Annotated in this window: 17 protein-coding genes; 12 read left to right on the top strand and 5 right to left on the bottom strand. The window is 68.8% G+C overall.

The window, feature by feature from the left end; all coding sequences use genetic code 11:
* Window positions 1-46: 46 nt before the first annotated feature.
* The 5 genes from NM1_RS12000 to ileS all read left to right on the top strand — a co-directional run bounded on the left by NM1_RS12000 (window position 47) and on the right by ileS (window position 5,968).
* Window positions 47-853: a cell division protein SepF gene (locus tag NM1_RS12000; protein WP_068018295.1), complete on the top strand. Its 807-nt coding sequence runs from the start codon at window positions 47-49 to the stop codon at window positions 851-853.
* Window positions 854-978: 125 nt separating this feature from the next.
* A complete protein-coding gene (locus NM1_RS11995) occupies window positions 979-1,275 on the top strand; it encodes a YggT family protein (protein WP_036567455.1) in 297 nt (98 codons plus the stop codon).
* A gap of 78 nt (window positions 1,276-1,353) precedes the next feature.
* Window positions 1,354-2,187 (top strand): DivIVA-like cell division protein Wag31, encoded by an 834-nt coding sequence (wag31, locus tag NM1_RS11990; protein ID WP_068018292.1) that lies wholly within the window; start codon window positions 1,354-1,356, stop codon window positions 2,185-2,187.
* Between the two features lie 107 nt (window positions 2,188-2,294).
* Window positions 2,295-2,498 (top strand): hypothetical protein, encoded by a 204-nt coding sequence (locus NM1_RS11985; protein ID WP_068018333.1) that lies wholly within the window; start codon window positions 2,295-2,297, stop codon window positions 2,496-2,498.
* Between the two features lie 314 nt (window positions 2,499-2,812).
* Entirely contained in the window at window positions 2,813-5,968 is a 3,156-nt protein-coding gene (gene ileS / locus NM1_RS11980; protein ID WP_068018290.1) for an isoleucine--tRNA ligase, read from the top strand.
* A gap of 214 nt (window positions 5,969-6,182) precedes the next feature.
* Here ileS and NM1_RS11975 read toward each other — a convergent pair whose 3' ends face one another.
* A complete protein-coding gene (locus tag NM1_RS11975) occupies window positions 6,183-7,001 on the bottom strand; it encodes an alpha/beta hydrolase (RefSeq protein WP_068018330.1) in 819 nt (272 codons plus the stop codon).
* Between the two features lie 84 nt (window positions 7,002-7,085).
* Between NM1_RS11975 and NM1_RS11970 the strand changes: the two genes are divergently transcribed.
* Window positions 7,086-7,583: an HlyD family secretion protein gene (locus NM1_RS11970; RefSeq protein ID WP_147288997.1), complete on the top strand. Its 498-nt coding sequence runs from the start codon at window positions 7,086-7,088 to the stop codon at window positions 7,581-7,583.
* A gap of 6 nt (window positions 7,584-7,589) precedes the next feature.
* Here the strand turns inward: NM1_RS11970 and NM1_RS11965 are convergent, their stop codons facing one another.
* Window positions 7,590-9,248, bottom strand: coding sequence for a PucR family transcriptional regulator (locus tag NM1_RS11965; protein WP_246011368.1), 1,659 nt, complete (start codon window positions 9,246-9,248; stop codon window positions 7,590-7,592).
* Window positions 9,249-9,336: 88 nt separating this feature from the next.
* Here NM1_RS11965 and pruA point away from each other — a divergent pair, with 88 nt between their 5' ends.
* The 3 genes from pruA (at window position 9,337) to NM1_RS11950 (ending at window position 13,674) form a co-directional block, all read left to right on the top strand.
* The gene (pruA, locus tag NM1_RS11960; RefSeq protein ID WP_068018276.1) at window positions 9,337-10,989 is read left to right on the top strand and encodes an L-glutamate gamma-semialdehyde dehydrogenase; all 1,653 of its coding nucleotides are present in this window, start codon (window positions 9,337-9,339) and stop codon (window positions 10,987-10,989) included.
* Between the two features lie 199 nt (window positions 10,990-11,188).
* On the top strand, window positions 11,189-12,154 hold the full coding sequence (locus NM1_RS11955; protein WP_068018273.1) for a proline dehydrogenase family protein: 966 nt from the start codon (window positions 11,189-11,191) through the stop codon (window positions 12,152-12,154).
* Window positions 12,155-12,363: 209 nt separating this feature from the next.
* Window positions 12,364-13,674 carry an MFS transporter gene (locus NM1_RS11950; protein WP_246011367.1) on the top strand — a complete coding sequence of 437 codons (1,311 nt, stop codon included), beginning with the start codon at window positions 12,364-12,366 and terminating at the stop codon, window positions 13,672-13,674.
* A gap of 6 nt (window positions 13,675-13,680) precedes the next feature.
* Here the strand turns inward: NM1_RS11950 and NM1_RS11945 are convergent, their stop codons facing one another.
* On the bottom strand, window positions 13,681-14,295 hold the full coding sequence (locus NM1_RS11945) for a VOC family protein (protein ID WP_114699602.1): 615 nt from the start codon (window positions 14,293-14,295) through the stop codon (window positions 13,681-13,683).
* A 397-nt stretch (window positions 14,296-14,692) separates the two neighbouring features.
* On the opposite strand from NM1_RS11945, the gene NM1_RS11940 reads away from it, so the two are divergent.
* Window positions 14,693-15,235 carry a C40 family peptidase gene (locus tag NM1_RS11940; protein WP_068018267.1) on the top strand — a complete coding sequence of 181 codons (543 nt, stop codon included), beginning with the start codon at window positions 14,693-14,695 and terminating at the stop codon, window positions 15,233-15,235.
* Window positions 15,236-15,326: 91 nt separating this feature from the next.
* Here NM1_RS11940 and NM1_RS11935 read toward each other — a convergent pair whose 3' ends face one another.
* A complete protein-coding gene (locus NM1_RS11935) occupies window positions 15,327-16,421 on the bottom strand; it encodes a hypothetical protein (protein ID WP_068018264.1) in 1,095 nt (364 codons plus the stop codon).
* Between the two features lie 55 nt (window positions 16,422-16,476).
* On the opposite strand from NM1_RS11935, the gene NM1_RS11930 reads away from it, so the two are divergent.
* Complete coding sequence (locus tag NM1_RS11930) at window positions 16,477-16,920, top strand: MarR family winged helix-turn-helix transcriptional regulator (protein ID WP_068018259.1); 444 nt, start codon at window positions 16,477-16,479, stop codon at window positions 16,918-16,920.
* A 318-nt stretch (window positions 16,921-17,238) separates the two neighbouring features.
* On the opposite strand, the gene NM1_RS11925 is transcribed toward NM1_RS11930, so the two are convergent.
* Window positions 17,239-18,117: a UTP--glucose-1-phosphate uridylyltransferase gene (locus NM1_RS11925; protein ID WP_068018257.1), complete on the bottom strand. Its 879-nt coding sequence runs from the start codon at window positions 18,115-18,117 to the stop codon at window positions 17,239-17,241.
* A 422-nt stretch (window positions 18,118-18,539) separates the two neighbouring features.
* On the opposite strand from NM1_RS11925, the gene NM1_RS11920 reads away from it, so the two are divergent.
* Window positions 18,540-19,919 (top strand): DNA polymerase IV, encoded by a 1,380-nt coding sequence (locus NM1_RS11920; RefSeq protein WP_246011366.1) that lies wholly within the window; start codon window positions 18,540-18,542, stop codon window positions 19,917-19,919.
* Window positions 19,920-20,011: the final 92 nt, after the last annotated feature.

Here is a 20,011-nt window from a genome sequence, read left to right as displayed (position 1 = left end):
CCACGAGCGTGCTCGTGCTGGGGCCGAGCAAAAGCGAGGTGGGAGTATGAGCACCCTGCACAGGTTCAAGGCCTACTTCGGCATGGTTCCCCTCGAGGAATACGAGGACGACTACATCGACGACCGCGGCCCGCGGGGCGTCGAGGAGCACGGCGCGCGCCGGGGTTTCGCCGAGCCCCGCTACGACGGCGGCCGGTCCCGTTTCTCCGACGACCGTTTCTCCGACGATCGATTCGGCGACGAGCCGGGCTACCCCGAACCCGCCTACAAGGCCCCGTACCAGCCCGGATACTCCGTAGCGCGACGCGACGACTACGGCACGGAGTCCTACGGCGAGGACCGCTACGAACCGCGCCGCCCGACCCGCATCGATGCGGCGCCGTCCGGCCGCGCGCGGTCGATGGATCGGCTCGGCGGCGGCACCGGCGGCGCCTCGATGGTGCGCGGCACGACACACGGTGCGCTGGCGGTGGATCCGGAGGCCGAGCGGCGGATGGAGGAGCGGCGCATGGAGGAGCGGGCCCGCTTCGAGCCGGCGCCGCGCCGCACCCCGGTCTTCGAGGACGGAGGCCCCTTGTCCAAGATCACGACGCTGCGCCCGCGGACCTACGCCGAGGCCGCCATCATCGGTGAGCGGTTCCGCGACGGCACCCCGGTGATCATGGACCTGGTGGAGATGAGCAACTCCGACGCGCGCCGGCTGGTGGATTTCGCCGCGGGCCTGGCATTCGCGCTGCGCGGTTCGTTCGACAAGGTCGCGACCAAGGTGTTCCTGCTCTCACCGGCCGATGTGGACGTATCGGCCGAGGAGCGTCGCCGGATCGCCGAAACCGGCTTCTACAACCAGAAATAGCGTCGAAACCGGGGAGTGGCGCCGCGGCCGCCGCCCCGGTCGACACGCCGCGAGCGGGGGAGTTACGCCGGGGTCCGACGGCGCGGGGAGTTTGCAGGACACCGATTCTGAGGCAAAGTGGTCTGGTGGCCTTGTTCCAGGTGCTGTATGTACTCCTGTTCCTCTTCTGGCTGTTGTTGATCAGCCGAGTGATCGTGGAGTTCATCCGCAACTTCGCACGAGACTGGCATCCCCGGGGAGCGGTTGCCGTCGTCTTGGAGGTGATCTTCACGATCACCGATCCTCCGGTGAAACTCCTGAGGCGCTTGATACCTCCCGTGAACCTGGGTGGAATTCGTCTCGATCTGTCGATTATGGTCCTGCTTTTCATCGTGTTCATCTTGATGTCGGTGACCAGCAGGCTCGGACAGCCGGTCGCCTAGGTGTGACAGAATGGGCCGTGAACTTAGCTTGCTAGATCTACCGCTAGATCTCCGTACGAAGCGTGAAGGGATCCTTCCATGCCGCTGACCCCAGCCGATGTGCACAACGTCGCGTTCAGCAAACCGCCGATCGGGAAGCGCGGCTACAACGAGGATGAAGTCGACGCCTTCCTCGACCTGGTCGAGCAGGAGCTCTCACGCCTCATCGAGGAGAACGCGGATCTGCGCCAGCGGGTTGCCGAGCTCGATACGGAGCTGACCGAAGCCAAGAAGGCCCCGCGCCCGGCGCCGCAGGCGGTGAAACAGGCTCCGCCGCAGCCGGAACCGCCGAAGCCCGCCCCGGTGCCCCCGCCGGCACCGGTTCCGGCGGCCCCGCCCGCCGCCCCCAAGGACGCGGCGGATGCGAACCTACAGGCCGCCAAGGTGCTCAGCCTGGCCCAGGAAATGGCCGACCGGTTGACCAGCGACGCCAAGACCGAGGCCGAGCAGCTGCTGTCGAACGCCAGAGCAAATTCGGAGCGACTGGTCAGCGATGCGCGCACCCGCTCGGAGGGCATGATCTCCGAGGCCCGCCAGAAGGCCGAGACCATGCTGTCGGACGCGCAGACCCGGTCGGACAACCAGTTGCGTCAGGCCAAGGAGAAGGCCGACGCCCTGCAGGCCGACGCCGAGCGCAAGCACACCGAGATCATGGCGACGATCACCCAGCAGCGCAGCGTGCTGGAGAGCAGGATCGAGCAGTTGAAGACCTTCGAGCGGGAGTACCGGGTGCGGCTGAAGTCGTACCTGGAGTCGCAGCTCGAGGAGCTGGAGAATCGTGGCTCGGCGGTGCCGGTCGACGGCGGTGAGGCGTTCGACGGTGCCGGGACCAACAACCACGCGCCGGCGCAGTTCGCGAAGGGCGGCAAGTAGTTCCGTTCGGATGCTCGTCGGCTCCGAGGCAGTCCCGGGATCGGCGCGCAGCGCAGTCGTGTGGTCTGCAGGTTCGTCGAGCCACCTGGCCCGCCTAGGGGGTGACCATGCTCGTCCTGACGCTCGTCCTGGCCGCGATCGGATTCGCCCTGCTGGTGACCGCACTCACCACCGGCTCGGTGATCTGGGCGTGGGGTTGCATCGTGGTGTGTGTCATCGGTGCCGTGCTGCTACTGGTGAGTGCGCTGTCGATGCGCGACTCCGACGACGACGATTCGTCGTCGCGTCCCGGCCGGCATGCGAAGCGGTGAGGCCTGTCCATGGCTGGCTGGGCCACGCCGCTGGGGCCCGGAAATAACATTGCCCGTCCGGGCTACAATCAAACCTGTAAGATGGCATTGATCCGGCAATCACCGGGGAGTCTTCGGAAGAACGGCGTTCGCGCTCAGTAGAACCGAACGGGTGAGCCCGTCACAGCTCGCAACGAGAGGTCCGTGCCCGTCGAGCCTGGTACGGACAAGCGGGGTGGTACCGCGGTCTCGGCGCACCGGCGCCGAGGATCGTCCCCGTGCCCACGGATACGCGCCCAGCACGGCGCGTCGGCACGAGGAGACCACTGCCCGATATGGCGGACGAGACTTCCAGCAACAGCGCCGCTTACCCCCGCGTGGATCTGGGTGCCGGTGGGCAGGTGTCGTTCCCTCGCCTCGAGGAGCGGGTGCTCGAGTACTGGGCCGCCGACGACACCTTCCGCGCCAGCATCGAGAACCGTTCCGGCGGAGACGAGTTCGTCTTCTACGACGGACCGCCGTTCGCCAACGGGTTGCCACATTACGGCCACCTGCTCACCGGGTACGTGAAGGATTTGATCCCACGTTTCCAGACCATGCGCGGCAAGAAGGTGGAGCGGCGGTTCGGCTGGGATACCCACGGCCTGCCCGCGGAAATCGAAGCGGAGAAGCAGCTCGGTATCACGGACAAATCACAGATCGACGCGATGGGCCTCGCGGAATTCAATGCCGCATGCAAATCGTCTGTGTTGCGTTACACCAATGAGTGGCGCGCATATGTGACTCGTCAGGCCCGCTGGGTCGACTTCGACAACGACTACAAGACCCTCGATCCCGACTACATGGAGTCGGTCATGTGGGCCTTCAAGTCGCTGTACGACAAGGGGCTGATCTACCAGGGCTTCCGCGTGCTGCCGTATAGCTGGTACGAGCAGACGCCGCTGTCGAACCAGGAGGCGCGCCTCGACGACGCCTACCGGATGCGCCAGGACCCGGCGGTCACGGTCGACATGCCCCTGTCCGTTCCGGACGATCATCCGCTGCGCGAGCTGGACGGTGCGAACGCGCTGATCTGGACCACGACGCCGTGGACGCTGCCGTCCAACCTCGCGATCGCGGTGCACCCGGACCTCACCTACGCGCACGTGCGCGGGCAGGACGGCAAGCGATACCTGCTGGCCTCCGAGCGGGTTTCGCACTACGGGCGCGAGCTGGGCGAGACGCTGGACCTGCTGTCCGAGCACGCGGGCGCCGCGCTGGCCGACCTGCGCTACACGCCGCCGTTCGACTTCTTCGCCGGACACCCGAACGCGTTCCGGGTGCTGAACGCCGACTACGTCACCACCGACTCCGGTACCGGGGTCGTGCATCTGGCCCCGGCCTTCGGTGAGGAGGATATGGCGGTCGCCTCCGAGGCGGGCATCGAGCTGGTGCAGCCGCTGGATCCGGGCGGCAAGTTCACCTCGATGGTGCCGCCGTACGAGGGCCTGATGGTGTTCGACGCCAACCCGGTCATCATCAAGGACCTCAAGGCGGCCGGAAAGATGTTGCGGCACGAGACGATCGAGCACTCCTATCCGCACAGCTGGCGCTCCGGGCAGCCGCTGATCTACATGGCGGTGCCGTCCTGGTTCGTGGCGGTCACCAAGGTCCGCGACCGGATGCTGGAGCTGAACAAGCAGATCAACTGGGTGCCGGGGCATATCCGCGACGGCCAGTTCGGCAAGTGGGTGGAGAACGCCCGCGACTGGAACATCAGCCGCAACCGGTACTGGGGCGCCCCGATCCCGGTCTGGGTGTCCGACGACCCCGAGTACCCGCGCACCGACGTCTACGGCTCCCTGGACCAGCTGGAGCACGACTTCGGTGTGCGCCCGGCCGATATGCACCGCCCGGCGATCGACGAGCTGGTACGGCCGAATCCCGATGACCCGACCGGGAAGTCGGTGATGCGGCGCGTGCCCGAGGTGCTGGACTGCTGGTTCGAGTCCGGATCGATGCCCTATGCCCAGGTGCACTACCCGTTCGAGAACAAGGAGTGGTTCGAGGGCACGCACGATGTGAAGCCGCACAGCCCAGGCGATTTCATCGTCGAATACAACGGGCAGACCAAGGGCTGGTTCTACAACCTGCACGTGCTGTCGACCGCGCTGTTCGACCGTCCGGCCTTCAAAACCGCTGTGGCGCACGGCATCGTGCTCGGGGACGACGGGCTGAAGATGTCCAAGTCCAAGGGCAACTACCCGGACGTCAACGAGGTGTTCGACCGCGACGGCTCCGATGCCATGCGGTGGTTCCTGATGGCGTCGCCGGTGCTCCGCGGCGGCAACCTCGTCGTCACCGAGCGCGGGATCCGCGAGGGCGTCAGCCATGCGCTGCGGCCGCTGTGGAACGCCTGGACGTTCCTGCAGCTGTACGCGTCGGAACCCGGTGCGTGGCGCACCGATTCGACGCACGTGCTCGACCGGTACATCCTGGCCAAGCTGGCGTCGGCGCGGGATGTGATCACCGAGGCCCTCGAGGTGTACGACATCGCCGCGGCGTGTGACGAGCTGCGCTCGTTCGCCGACGCGCTCACCAATTGGTATGTGCGACGGTCGCGTTCGCGGTTCTGGGAGGAGGACCGCGACGGCATCGACACCCTGCACACCGTGCTGGAGGTGACCACGCGGCTGGCGGCGCCGCTGCTGCCGCTGGTGACCGAGGTGATCTGGCGCGGGCTGACCGGCGGCCGCTCGGTACACCTGGCCGACTGGCCGGGGGAGACGGAGCTGCCGAAGGATCCGGAGCTGGTGTCGGCGATGGACGAGGTGCGTGCCGTGTGCTCGACGGCGCTGAGCCTGCGCAAGGCCCAGAACCTGCGGGTGCGGCTGCCGCTGTCCGAACTCACCATCGCCGCACCGGATGCCGATCGGCTCGCGCCGTTCGCGGATCTGGTCGCCGACGAGGTGAACGTCAAGAAGGTGGATCTGACGACCGACGTCGCCGCCCACGGCCGCTTCGAACTGGTCGTGAACGCGCGCGCCGCCGGACCCCGGCTGGGCAAGGACGTGCAGTCGGTGATCAAGGCGGTCAAGGCCGGGGACTGGGCCGAGAGCGCCGAGGGCGTGGTCAGCGCCGCCGGTATCGATCTGTTGCCGGAGGAGTACACCCAGCGCCTGGTCGCCGCCGAACCCGAGTCGACCGCCGCCCTGCCCGGCAACGCCGGTCTGGTGGTGCTGAATTCGGAGGTCACCGAGGAGTTGGAGGCCGAGGGCTGGGCCCGCGACCTCATCCGCGACCTGCAGGAAACCCGCAAGTCCGCCGGGCTGGACGTATCCGACCGGATCACGGTGGTGCTGGACGTCCCGCCCGACCGCAAGCAGTGGGCCGAAACCCACCGCGACCTGATCGCAGGCGAAATCCTCGCCACCACCCTGACTTTCGGCGACGCGGGCACCGACGCCGCCGAAGTGGTCGGGGGCGTACGGGTCTCGGTCACCAAGGCCTGACGGTCGCGAAGGCGCCGGGCGGGTTGCAACCCACCCGGCGCCTGATCGTCCTGGCGTGCGGGCCCTGGTCGTACCGGCGTGCGGCCCTCGATATCCCGGTGTGCGGCCCTCGATATCCCGGCGTGCGGCCCTCGTTATCCCGGTGTGCGGAGCATCGTCATTCCCGGCGTGCTTTTGGCCGGGATCCCGTGTCGCAGCAATGTCGGATCCGGGTTCAGGCCTGTGCGCTCAGCGTGCGGTCGATGAACGTGGTGACATCGGCCAGGACCTCGTCCCTGTTGGTTTCGTTGAAGATTTCGTGGCGGGCACCGGGGTAGAGCCGTTCGGTGAGGTGCTTGCCTCGGATGCGTTCGACGCCGATTCGGCTGGCGGGCAAGGGAACCAGGTGGTCGTCCTCGCCGTGCAGCCACAGTGTGGGGAGTTCGCCGAGGTCGCCGCCGGTGTTGATGGTGTCCAGGCAGCGGGACAGGGCCTCGAGGAGCGGTCGTTTGAACGGGCCGTGCCAGACGAGCGGATCCTCCGCATAGCTCCGGCCGATCTCCGGATCCTTGGAGAGCGTGGTGACATCGATAGGCGCATAAGGGATTTCGTCCAGATCGAGCAGTGACGTGGCCTCGGTCCAGGATCCGATCACCGGCCCGGAGAGCACCAGCGCCGCGAGCCCGTCGCCGTACCGCTGGGCGTACCGGGCCGCGATCATCCCGCCCATCGAATGCCCGATGACCACCACCGGCACCCCCGGATGGTCGGCGCGCGCCTTCTCCTCCACCCGCCGCACATCCGCGACGACGCCCTCGTAATCCTCGATGACCACGCGCTCACCGTCGGACTTCCCGTGCCCCATGTGATCCGGCCCGTACACGGCGGCACCATGCCGCGTCAGGGTGTCGGCGACGTACTCGTAGCGCCCGATGTGCTCCCCGTACCCGTGCACCAGCACGGCTACGTACCGCGACGGCGGGTTCCCCGGCCAGACTCGGGTGACGATTGTTCCGTTGGCGCCCTGGAACTTCCACTCGTGCGACGCTGCCACGACCAAACCTCCCACTACTGTGCGATACAGGTCACATTAGGCCGTCACGCGGCTACGCTGAACGAGGGGCCGAAGGATCGAGGCGTGATGGTCGAGGTTCACCATCTGCTGGCGCTGCTGGACGAGGTGCGGGCGGTATCGACGCTCGAGGCGGCGCAGGCCGTTCGGCGCAAGGTCGAGGCCGTCGAACTGGATCTGGATCGCAGCGCCGAGCACGGAACCACGGTCGGCAATCTGTTCGACCGGTTGGATCGGATGAGCCGGACCGCCGAGGCCGAACAGCGTCGTCGGCGGTCCGAGCGAGCAGGGTTCGAACAGCGATTACGGCGGGTGTCGTCGCTGATACACGCGGGGCTGTCCGGACCGCAGTTCGATACGGTCGAGCGTGAGCTCAGGGCCCTGCTGCGCGACCTGGAACAGGCGGGTCACCGCGACGACATCCACCTGCTGGCGGAGATGGAACTGCGCACGGTCGAACAACAGCGGGAGGCCGAACAGACGCGGCGACGGCAGCAGGCGCGGGAGGTTGCGCAGGAGCGCTGGCTGTGGCTCGACATCGAAGGGCCGGGGCTGGAGCGCTGACGGTGGTCAATTGCCTTGGCGTTCGGGTGTATTCGCGTTGCGGTGGACCGCGAGCTGGACCTCCAGGAGGAGCCGGTCGGGGGCCGAGTCGAGGTCCAGGCCCATGAGTTGGGTGGCGCGGCGGACTCGGTAGCGGAGGGTGTTGGGGTGGATGCGGAGTTCGGTGGCGGCGGTGCGGACGTCGCCGCGGTGGGTCAGGTAGGCGTCGAGGCTGGCGCGCAGGTCGGCGGAGTACTTGGTGTCGTAGTCGATCAGGGTGTCGAGGCGGGGGTCGCGGAGCTGCGGGTTGTCGCCGATGAGGGTGAGGATCTCGGCCAGCAGGACGGTGGTGCGGGAGTGAGCCAGTGTCGTGACCGGCTCGGCCGCAGGCAGATTCGCGGTGCGGTCGAGCACCCGGTCCACCTCGGCGCGGGCCCGCGCGACATCGCCGAGACCGGCGACGGGGGCGGCGATGGCCGCGCGCAGCGTGAGCCCCGAGCGGTCGTCGAGCTGTCCGATCACCTGCCGCGTCCACGACGTGACGCGGTCGACCGAGCGATGCTCGGGGAACAGCACATACAGGCGGTCACCGATCCGGGTCGTCACGCAGTCCTGCCGAAAGGCGCTGGCGTGCAGGCGAAGCGTGACCGTCCCGCGATGCATCGCCTCCTCCGCCGACTCCCGCGACGCGTGCCGCGCGAACCCGACCACGGCCGCCCGGCCGTCGGCCGCCATGCCGAAGGTATCGGCGAAGGCCGCGAGGTCGACGTCGCCCCCGTGCGCACCGAACAGCCGCTGAATCAGCAGCGCATCCGTCGTCGGCGCCTGGCGGGTACGCCAGATCGCCCGTCCCGCAATGGATGCCGCACCACGCAGCACCTTGGCGCTGTCGCCGTGCAGCGGCTCGGTCGCCTCCTGCACCCAGATCGTGCCGAGCACCATGGGTGAGCGCACGCCGTCGCGCGCCGGTTCCCGGATCCCGATCGCGATGCGGCGCCGCGTCTCCCATTCCGGCTGGGCCGGAACCTCCACGGCGTCACCGGTATTGCGCAATCGATCGAAAACCATCTCCCGCTGCAACCAGTGCAGGTATCCGGCCGGGCCCTGCCGGCCGAGCACCGACAGCCGCCGCACCGTATCCGCGGAGGCGGTGCTGTCGGCCGAATAGGCCAGTACCCGCGACTGGTCGTCCTCGATGACGACCAGCCCGCGGGTGGATTCGGCCACCGACTGCGCCAGCCCGAACAGGTCGGTGTCCAGCGCGGGCGCGGACGCCACGGCCGCCCGCCGACCGGCGCCGTGCCCGGTGATCCGCTCGATCAGCGCGTGCACCATTTCCCACCGGGCGTGCGGATGCACCGCCACCAGCGCGATACCGGCATCGTGCGCGATGGCCCGCAACTGCGTGGACGTGCTCTTGGAGAACACCACTCGCGGGCGGTGCTCGGCGGGGCAGCGCTCGCCGAGATCCCGGAGCCACCGCGTCGCGTCATCGTCGCCGACCCCGACCTGCAGGTACACCTCCGGCAGGGCCCGCCCCGGCGGCATATCCATGGCCAGATCGTCGACATCCATGAACGCTACGGAATCGACCACCACCTCCTCGCCCGCGGGCGCGTCGACCAGCGTGACAACGGCGCTGGTCAGCGCTGATAGCAGCTCCGAGAGGGATATGAAGCGGTTCACACACTTCATTCAATCGGACGAAAACGCAGGCCGCAATTCGTCGGGCAGGACAACTGCCGCCACGCTCGGATGCGGTTTATTTCCTGCCATGGACGCGATTACCACGGTTCCCGCACCGTCCAACGAGCCCGTCAATTCCTACGCGCCCGGCACCCCGGAACGCGCCCGGCTGCGGGCGGCGCTGCGCGAGCTGGCCGGGACCCCCACCGAGGTCTGCCACGTGATCGACGGCGAACACCGCGCCGGCACCGGAGCGCGGGTCGATGTCGTACAGCCGCACAACCACGCCGCGGTGCTCGGCAGCTTCAGCGTCGCCGAACCGGGTGACGTGCACGATGCGGTCGATACGGCCGCCAAGGCCGCATCCGGCTGGCGCGCATTGCCTTTCGACGAGCGGGCCGCGGTCTTCCTGCGCGCGGCCGATCTGCTGTCGGGACCGTGGCGCGAAACCATCGCCGCCGCAACGATGCTGGGGCAGTCGAAGTCGCCCTACCAGGCCGAGATCGACGCGCCCTGCGAGCTCGTGGATTTCTGGCGGTTCAACGTGCACTTCGCGCGCCAGCTGCTCGCCGGGCAGCCGATGTCGGGGCCGGGGGTGTGGAACCGCAGCGACTACCGCCCGCTGGAGGGGTTCGTCTACGCGATCACCCCGTTCAATTTCACGGCCATCGCCGGAAACCTGCCCACCGCACCGGCTTTGATGGGTAACACGGTGGTGTGGAAGCCCTCGCCGACCCAGGCCGTGGCGGCGTATTACACGATGCGGGTGCTGGAGGCCGCCGGTCTGCCGCCGGGCGTGATCAACCTCGTGCACGGGCACGGTCCGGAGGTCTCGGAGGTGGCGCTGCGTGATCCGCGGCTGGCCGGGATCCACTTCACCGGCTCCACCCGCACCTTCCAGCACCTGTGGCGCGAGGTCGGCGGACACATCGACCGCTACCGCACCTATCCGCGGCTGGTCGGGGAGACCGGCGGCAAGGATTTCATCCTGGTGCACCCGTCGGCCGATCCGGATGTCCTGGCCACCGCGATGATTCGCGGCGCCTACGAGTATCAGGGCCAGAAGTGCTCCGCCGCGTCGCGAGCATTCGTCCCGCGATCGGTGTGGGATCGCATCGGCGACGAGCTGATCGACCGCGTCGGCGCGCTGGCCTACGGCGATGTCACCGATTTCGCGAATTTCGGTGGGGCCGTGATCGATCGGCGAGCCTTCGATCGCAATGTCGCCGCGATCGAGCGGGCCAAGGCCACCCCGGGCCTCACCGTCGCGGCGGGCGGCACCTACGACGACAGCGTCGGCTACTTCATCTCCCCGACGCTGCTGCTCGGCGACGATCCCGCCGACGAGGCCTTCCGTACGGAGTATTTCGGTCCGATCCTGTCCGTGCACGTGTACGACGATTCACGCGCCCACGCCTTCGACGAGGCGCTGCGCCTGGTCGACTCCGGCGCCGCCTACGGGCTGACCGGGGCGATCATCGCCCGTGACCGCGCCGCCATCGACAAGGCGAGCGACACACTGCGTTTCGCGGCCGGAAACTTCTACGTCAACGACAAACCGACGGGCGCGGTGGTGGGCCAGCAGCCGTTCGGCGGCTCCCGCGCCTCCGGCACCAACGACAAGGCGGGCTCCCCGCTCAACCTGCTGCGCTGGACCTCGCCCCGCTCGATCAAGGAGACCTTCGTGGCACCGACCAGCCACGAATACCCCCACCAGGCCCCGGATCCGGAGGAGCGGTGATGACGCGCCGGTTCGCGCTCGGCCACCCGTCGTCCCGGCCGACGCCGGGACCGAGTGGTGGCGTACGCGCCCATGTCCGGTCTCGATCCCGGCGTTCGCCGGGACGACGGGGTGGCATCCATCCCCGGGAAGTCGGTGCGTCGTGTGTCGCATCGGCGCACTACTCGGATCCGAAGGTACGAGAAGGAGGCACGGCATCATGAGCGCTCCCGTTCTCGCCAACCCGCTGCGCCCCGCGTTGTTGGCCGCCGCACGGTCGCCGCGCGCCGAGCGCGGGATCACGCGCATGCCGGTGACCAGGCGCCTCGTCGATCGGTTCGTCGCCGGTGACACGCGCGCCGCGGCATTGGCATCCGTGCGGGATCTGGTGCGGCGCAACCGCTTCGTCAGCATCGACTATCTCGGCGAGGACACCACCGACCCGGCCCAAGCGCGGCGGGTGGTGGCGGAGTATCTGGCCCTGATCGCCGAGCTCGCCGCCCTTCCTGCCGAATCCGGCGGGGGCCGGGCACGCCCGCTGGAAGTCTCGGTGAAGCTCTCCGCGCTGGGGCAGTCGCTGGGTTCGGCACCGGCCCTGGACAATGCCCGGACCATCGTGGAAGCGGCTGCGGCAGCGGGTATCTGGGTGACCTTCGACGCCGAGGACCACACCACCACCGATGCCACCCTGAGCACCGTCCGCGAACTGCGCCGCGACCACCCCGATACCGTCGGCACCGTGCTGCAGGCCTATCTGCGGCGCACCGAGGACGACTGCCGCGCCTTCGCCGATGAGGGCGCGCGCATCCGGTTGTGCAAGGGCGCCTACCACGAGCCCGAGTCGGTGGCCTTCCGGCGCAAGCGCGAGGTCGACGCCTCGTATTTGCGCTGTCTGCGAATCCTCATGGCGGGCAAGGGTTATCCGATGGTGGCCACGCACGATCCGGCGATGATCGAGGCGGCGGCACTGCTGGCGACCGCCGCGGGGCGCGGCCGCGACGACGTCGAATTCCAGATGCTCTACGGCATCCGGCCCGCCGAGCAGGAGCGGCTGGTGTCACTGGGCCAGCACGTGCGGGTGTATGTCCCGTTCGGCGACCAGTGGTATGGCTACTTCGTCCGGCGCCTGGCCGAACGCCCGGCGAACCTGATGTTCTTCCTGCGCTCGGCGGCAACCGCGACATGACCCGCCCCGCGATCTTCTCTCGGACTCCGACGCCGGAGAAGTGAAGCCGCTGCTCGGCGGGGACGGCACACCCACAGTGACGCCCGCTGGCCGTCCCCGCCGAGCACGGTGGACATTCCGTGACAACGGCCGCTCCGGGTCCACCGGCAAACTCCTGGTTCGCGCTCGCGTAGCATCACCGCGGTTCGACCCGCGTGATGAGGACTACAGTGACCGAACCTACGACGACCGCCCCGTCGGGCCGCCCCGCGGCCGGTGACGGGCGCACCATCGCGACCGCCAGTTTCATCGGCACTGCGATCGAGTTCTACGACTACTACATCTACGGCACCGCGGCGGCGCTGGTGCTGAACAAGATGTTCTTTCCGACGCTGTCGTCGGTGGCGGGCACGCTGGCGTCGCTGGCGACCTTCGCGATCGGCTTCATCGCGCGCCCGCTGGGCGCCGTGGTGTTCGGGCATTTCGGTGACCGCATCGGCCGCAAGACCACGCTCGTGGTGTCGCTGCTGCTCATGGGTCTGTCGACCGCGTGCATCGGCCTGCTGCCCGGCTATTCGACGCTGGGCGTGGCCGCGCCGATCCTGCTGGTGCTGCTGCGGGTGCTGCAGGGGATCGGGCTGGGCGGCGAATGGGGCGGCGCCGCACTGCTGTCCACCGAGCACGCGCCGAAGGGCAGGCGCGGGCTGTACGCTGCCGCACCCCAGATGGGTTCGCCCGTGGGGTATTTCGTGGCGACGGCGGTGTTCTGGGCGCTGTCGGAGTGGCTGCCGAAGGACGCCTTCGACGGCTGGGGCTGGCGGATCCCGTTCCTGCTGTCGTTCGTCCTGGTCGCGATCGGGCTGCGAATTCGGTTGCAGGTGGCCGAAACTCCGGCCTTCGCGGACTTCGTGGCCACCCGGCACGCCAACAAGGTGCCGATCGCGGCCGTGGTGCGTCGCTACCCGAAACAACTGCTGCTCGGCGCGGGCAGCATCGTGGTCGTCTACGTGATGTTCTACACCGCCTCCACCTACTGCCTCACCTACACGACGAAAACCCTTGGGGTGCCCCGCAATACCATGCTGGGGCTGACGCTGATCGCGGTCGTCGTGCTGGGTGTCGCGACGTTCGTGGTCGCGCAGCAGTCCGATGTGTTCGGCCGCCGCGCGCTGATGCTCGGCGGCGCCGCCTTCGGCGTGGTGTGGAGCCTGGTGCTGTTCCCGCTGCTGAACACCGAGAATCCGGTGCTGATCGTGGTCGGCCTGTCCGGCGCGCTGCTGTGTATGGGGATTGTGTGGGGACCGCTGGGCGCCTTCCTGCCGGAGCTGTTCGGCACCGACGTCCGCTACTCCGGCGCGGGCATCGCCTACAACCTGGGCGGTGTGCTGGGCGGCGGGGCGGCGCCGCTGATCGTTGCCCAGCTGGGGGAGACCCGCGGCACCACCGCCGTCGGAGTGTTCATGGCGGTCATGGCGGTGATCTCACTGCTGTCGATCTACGCCCTGCCGGAGACCCGGCACCGGGATCTCGACGAGGTCTGAGCCGTCTCACACGAGTGTGACGGGGCCGTGCGGCCCGTCCAGGGTGGCGATCAGCGTCGCCGGAATGCCGGGCCGCAGCTCGATATCGGCCGAAATCGCCTGCAGCCGAGGCAGAATCGCCTCGGGATCGGGATGTACGGCGGTCAACGCGAGCAGCTTGACCTCCGGCAGGTCCTCCGAGGGGTGGCGGGTTTCGCCCCAGTCGATGAGGAACGGGATCACGCCCGTGTGGACTCGGCCGCCGGTGAGCCGCCAGCTCAGCACCTCGCCGCCGGGCGTCGCGCGCGACATGTCCTCGGCTTGACCCGGATCGAATCCGGCCGCTCGCGCCGCGGCGAGCACGCCATCGATATCGGTCACCCGGACCGCCCAGGTGACCAGCCTCGGCTCGGTGAGGTCGTCGATGTCGAACGGCCGCGGACGCGACGGGTCCGGTTGCTCCGGGTCCGGGCCGACGATCTCCAGATAGCCGCCGTTGCCGAGGCCCAGCAGGTAGTTGCGGGTGCCGCGCCCCACGTGCCGCCCGCCCGCGGCCGGTTCCACCCCGGTCAGCCGCGCCACGTCCGCCACGGTTTCGGCGAGCCGCGGGGTCGCCAGCACCAGATGATCCAGTCCACTCACGCCAGCCACTGTAGGTTTCGCCGCCCACTTGGTCACCGGTTCGAATCGGCCTGAACAGACGCAGATCGTCGAGGGAAGGCGAAAGTTGCCGTGACATCTCGATTCGTGTCCACTCAGGCCGGTGCAGCGCTCTGACCTGGGGCGGGGGCGCGGGGTGAAAATTAGATCTTGTGGGGCGCATGTGATTTGCGGTAAAACAGCTATGTCACAGCAACTGTGAATGTCTAGTTGAGCTTGTGTGTTCCGTCCGTTCGACCAGCTGAGAAAACCGCACTGCCAGGCAAGCGTCCGGATGAGATGCCCGTGGGGAAGCGGTCATCCCGCGAATTTCGTGTGTGCTGAGTAGTCGCCGGACGCTCGCCGTCGGGGTGGTGTGTGCCGAACCGAAGGGCAAGACATGGCGACAACTGCATCGCGCAACAGAATCACCAGACTCCTATTCGCGGCGCTGACCGGCCTGCTGGCGGTTTCGGCCCTGGCCGGTCCGGCGGCCGCCGCGACCGGTTCCGGGGGCACCGGCAGCAGCTCGGGTTCGGGATCCGGGTCCGGCTCCGGCAGTGCCAGCGGCTCCGCCAATCTGCCGATCCCGAGCCCGCGGGCACAGATCGCGCTGAGCCTGGCGCAGACCCAGGCCGGGAAGCCCTACGTCTGGGGCGCCACCGGTCCCGACACCTACGACTGCTCCGGGCTGGCGCTCTGGGCATTCCGGCAGGTGGGCATCCTGCTGCCGCGCACTACCTGGCAGCAGGCGGAGGCGGGCAGCGCGGTGCCGCTGGGCGCCCTGCAGCCCGGCGACATCGTGGTGGTGAACAACGACGGTTCGCACGAGGGCATCTACGCCGGGGGCGGGCAGCTGCTCAATGCCCATTCGCCGGGGGTCGGTGTCGTCATGACGCCGCTGAGCGAGTTCGACATCTACGCCATCCGCCGCTTCTACTGATTCCGGCCAAAAGCGTGCCGGAAATATGGGATGTGAAGCATGTCGGAAATATGAGATGGGAAGCATGCCGGGGAGGAGATGCGGGCGGTACTCAGACGCCGACCGCCTCTTCCATTTCCTCTTCGGCAGCGCGGCTTTGATCGGTAGTGCGCCGGTCCGCGGGTTCGGGCGTGGCCGGGGCGGGGGAGTCGGCGGCATGGTGGCCGTGCGGCTCGTCCGTCCCGGCGTTCACGGCCCGCCGCTCGTACATTCCCGCAATGACCAGCAGGACCAGGCCCCCGGCGAACCATAGCGCCAGGCTTGCGATGCGGCCGCCGAAGCCGGTGCCGTCGAAGTACAGCAGGCTGCGTGCGCCCTCCACGAATCCGGCGCCGTTCCAGAACGAGTGCAGCGCGCCGAAGAAGTCGTTCTGCAGCGCCGGGCCGTAGACGCCGCCGGAGGTGGTGAAATTCAGCATCACGAACAGCGCCATCAGCGCGAGGGTGGTCCAGCGCTTCAGGAAGGTGTGCAGGCCGATGCCGATGGTCAGGATGCCCGCCGAGTACAGCCAGCCCATCGCCCAGACCTGGGCGTAGTCGTGGTCGATCACGTGGAATACCGGCCCGGCGAGGGCGATCCCGATGACGCTGACGATCAGCGACGTGACCAGCCCGCACAGCGCCCGCAGGCCGATGCCCATGCCCGCACCGGCCGCCCCGATGGCGGCGACGCTGCCGTAGGAACCGATGCTCAGCGCCACCAGCAGGAAGAACAGGCCCTGTCCGGTGGGATCTCCCGGGGCGTGCGTGGTGATATCGGTGGTCGTCAGCGGTGCGTGCTGCTGCGCGGCGACCTGCCCGAAGACCGTCTCCACGGCCATCGCGGTGGTATCGGAGTCGGCCTTGGCCACCAGCAGCTCCGGATGTCCCGGCTCGGGCACGTAGGCCCCGGCCAGATCCCGGTCCTGTAGCTGGTGCACCGCCTCGTCGCGGGTCGGCAGGGTGACGACCTCGAGCTTGTCGCCCGCCGTGTCCTTCATCGTCTGCGCGAGCACCTTCACCTGTGCCGTGTCGCCGACCAGGGCGACCTTCAGGTGATTGGGCTCGGGCTGGTGGAAGGCGCCGAGATAGGCCAGGCCCATGCCGACGCACATCAGCAGCGGGGTCAGCAGATGACCGGCGACGTGCCGGAGCTGGTGGGAGGTCATGGAAGCCGCTCCAAAGGTTGGTAAATACAACTATCGATTGTTGTACTATACAACCATGACGGCACGGTCGGTATTTCCCTCCCGCGATGTGGCGATTCAGACGATCCAGCGCGAGCTCACCGCGTTCGCGCGGCGCGCCCGGGGCCGGGCGGCCGAACTGCACCCCGGCCTGTCACTGGTGGCGTCGAGCATCCTGGATCTGGTCATCGCCCGCGACGGCTGCCTGGCCGCCGAACTGGCCGAGCACTTCATGCTCGACAAGTCCACGATGAGCAGGCAGGTGGCGACGCTGGAGCGCGAGGGCCTGCTGACCAAGGAGATCGATCCCGCCAACCGCCGCAACCACATCCTGCGTGCGACCCGGGAGGGCAAACGCGCTGCTCGCGAAGCGGAGCGATCGCGCGGCCTCGCCTTCACCGACCGCTTCCGCGACTGGAACGACCACGACATCGAGCAACTCGCGGAATACCTGGTCCGCTACAACGCCGCCGACGGATAAGCGCCCGGCAAATCGGCACCATCGCTCTCGCGGCCCGCTGCCCACCGCGTTCCCGCCGCGCTGCCTATCACGTTCCCGCTGCGCTGCCTACCGCGTTCCCGCTGCGCTGCCTATCGCGTCCCCGCTGCGCTGTCTCCGGCGTTCCCGCTGCGCTGTCTCCGGCGTTCCCGCCGCGCTGCCATTTGCATTCCCGCCGCGCTGACTCTTCCATTCCCGCCGCGCTGCCTCTTACGTTTCCCGGCACGCTTTTGGCCGGGATCTCCTGTGCGCCATGGATTCCGGCCGAGTGCATGCCGGTAAGACGGGGGAGTGCGGGGCTCAGTCCTTGACCAGTCCGCGTAGGCGTGGGCCGTATTCGGGGTGGGTGAGGGCCGAGGCGAATTGGGCGACCAGGTAGTCGCCGGGATTGCCGGTGTCGTACCAGTTGCCGTGGATCACCTGGCCGTACACCGCATTCGAGGCGGCGAAGGCGTTGATGGCGTCGGTCAGGTACACCTCGCCGGTGCGGTGGGTGTACCAGTCGGCCACCTGCTTGCGCAGTTCCTCGATGATGCCCGGGGTGACGACGTAGCCGCCGATCGCCGCGTAGGCCGAGGGGGCGTCCTCGGGCTTGGGCTTCTCGACCAGCCCGGTGATGCGCATCAGCCCGTGGTCGAAGGTCTCCTCGACGACCGGCACGCCGTAGCGCTTCGACTCGGCGGGGTCCATCGGGAGCAGGGCCAGCACCGGCGAGTTGGTCTTGTTGTAGGCGTCGATGAGCTGCTGGGCGCGCGGCACCTCGGCGACGAACACGTCGTCGGGCCACAGCACCAGCATCGGCTCGTCGCCCAGAGCGCGCGCCGCGTTGAGCACCGGCGTGCCGTTGCCGTACGGGCCGTGCTGGTCCAGGTAGGTGATGTGGCCGAGACGGCCGAGCTCGCCGACCTCCTCCACCGCATCGGCGTACGCGGTCTTGCCGTCGGACCGCAGCTGGGCCACCAACGCCGGATTCGGGCGGAAATGGTCCTGGATCAACGACTTTCCGGCGCTCACCACGATCGTGATGTCGGTGATCCCCGAGGCGACCAGCTCGCGGACCGTGTGCTCGATCACCGGCTTGTCGCCGACCGGCAGCATCTCCTTGGGGATGGCCTTGGTCAGCGGAAGCAGGCGGGAGCCGATACCGGCGGCGGGAATAACGGCCTTGCGGATGGTCATGGTCCGATCATCACATACTCGTGTCGCGGATCATGTCGGTAGCCGCGCGTAGATTCCCTGTCATGAGCACCGCCTCCGACCCGGCTACGACAGGGCTCGTGCCTGGTCAGCGGGCATCGCCCAGGGTCGGCCCCGGCGCCGGCCACGCGCCCGAAGGTGGCCGCGATTCGCAGGTACCCGGCAGCAACCTCCCAGCCTCGGAGCCGAGTCTGGCAGTGGGGGGTGGGGATCCCGGCCAAAAGCGTGCCGGGAATGTGGAAGCGGCGGTGCCGGGGAGTGCCGGGAATGTGGAAGCGGCGGTGCCGGGGAGTGCCGGGAATGTGGAAGCGGTGGTGCCGGGGCGTGCCGGGACTGCTGCGGCAGCGCGAGGGGAGGAGGCAGGGATTGCTGCGCGGGCGCGGCGGTGGGTGCTGCATATCGATATGGATGCGTTCTTTGCGTCTGTGGAGCAGTTGACCCGGCCGACGCTGCGGGGGCGGCCGGTGTTGGTCGGGGGGACCGGGGCGCGGGGGGTGGTGGCCGGGGCGAGTTACGAGTCGCGGGTGTTCGGGGCGCGGTCGGCGATGCCGATGCATCAGGCGCGCAGGCTGGTCGGGGTGACGGCGGTGGTGGTGCCGCCGCGCGGGGTGGTGTACGGCGAGGTGAGCGGGCAGGTGTTCGAGGCGCTGCGCTCGCGCATCCCGGTCCTGGAGACGCTGTCGTTCGACGAGGCCTTCGGCGAGCCCGCCGACCTGGCCGGCGCCACCGTCGGCGAGGTGCTGGAGTTCTGCGAACAGCTGCGGGCGCTGATCCGCGAGCGCACCGGGCTGGTCGCCTCGGTCGGGGCGGGTACCGGCAAGCAGCTTGCCAAGATCGCCTCCGGACTGGCCAAACCCGATGGGGTGCGGGTGGTTTCGCCCGTCGAGCAGCAGCGGATGCTGGCCGCACTCCCGGTGCGCGCGCTGTGGGGGATCGGGCCGGTGGCCGAGGGGCGGTTGCGCTCGGTCGGCATCGAAACCGTGGGCGCGTTCGCCGCCCTGCCGGAGCAGGAGGCGGTATCGCTGCTGGGCGGCAGCGTGGGCGCGGCCCTGCATCGGCTGGCCCGCGGCATCGACGACCGCCCCGTCGCCGAGCGCGCCGAGGCCAAGCAGATCAGCGCCGAAACCACCTACGAGAGCGATATCGTCACCCTCGCCCAGCTGCGCCCGGCCATCGAGGAGATGGCCGCGTCCGCGCATCGCCGCCTGATCGCCGACGGCCGGGCCGCGCGCACGGTGGTACTGAAGATGAAGCGCACCGACATGAGCATCGTGACCCGCTCGTTCACCCTGCCCTACGCGACCGAGGAACTGGCCACGCTGACCGCCGCCGCGCTGCGCTCGGCCATCGATCCGGGCGAACTCGGGGCGATCCGGTTGGTGGGCGTGGGTTTCGGCGGATTGTCGACGGTGCGGCAGGAGTCGCTGTTCCCCGAGCTGGATCAGGCGCTGGCCGCGACGGGCCGTCCCCGCGACGTCGGCCCGGCAAGCGCCCTCGACGAATTCGTCGCGCCGGAGCCGACTCTCGCTCCGGCGGAGGTGGCCGAGCCGTCGGGTCCCGCACCCGCGGTGCCGCCCGCCACGCGCTCCTACACCACCGAATTCTGGTATCCCGGGCGCGATGTCGCGCATCGCGAGCACGGCCACGGCTGGGTGCAGGGCGCCGGACACGGCCGCGTCACGGTGCGTTTCGAGACCCGCTCGACAGGGCCGGGCCCGGCGTATACCTTTGCCGCCGAAGATGCCGACCTCGCACCGGCGGACCCGCTCCTTAGTCTTCGTTGAATTTTGGCGGGTAGCGTAAGGCCACTCGTGCAGCGCTGCCGGTCGGGTGGAGGCTGTCACGTGCACCGATCAGACCAACTCGAACGCAAAGG

The sequence above is a fragment of the Nocardia mexicana NBRC 108244 genome, assembly GCF_001613165.1.
Classification (GTDB): Bacteria; Actinomycetota; Actinomycetes; order Mycobacteriales; family Mycobacteriaceae; genus Nocardia; species Nocardia mexicana.
The sequence above is the reverse complement of the archived record's forward strand: the minus strand, read 5'-3'. Positions and strand labels throughout refer to the sequence as shown.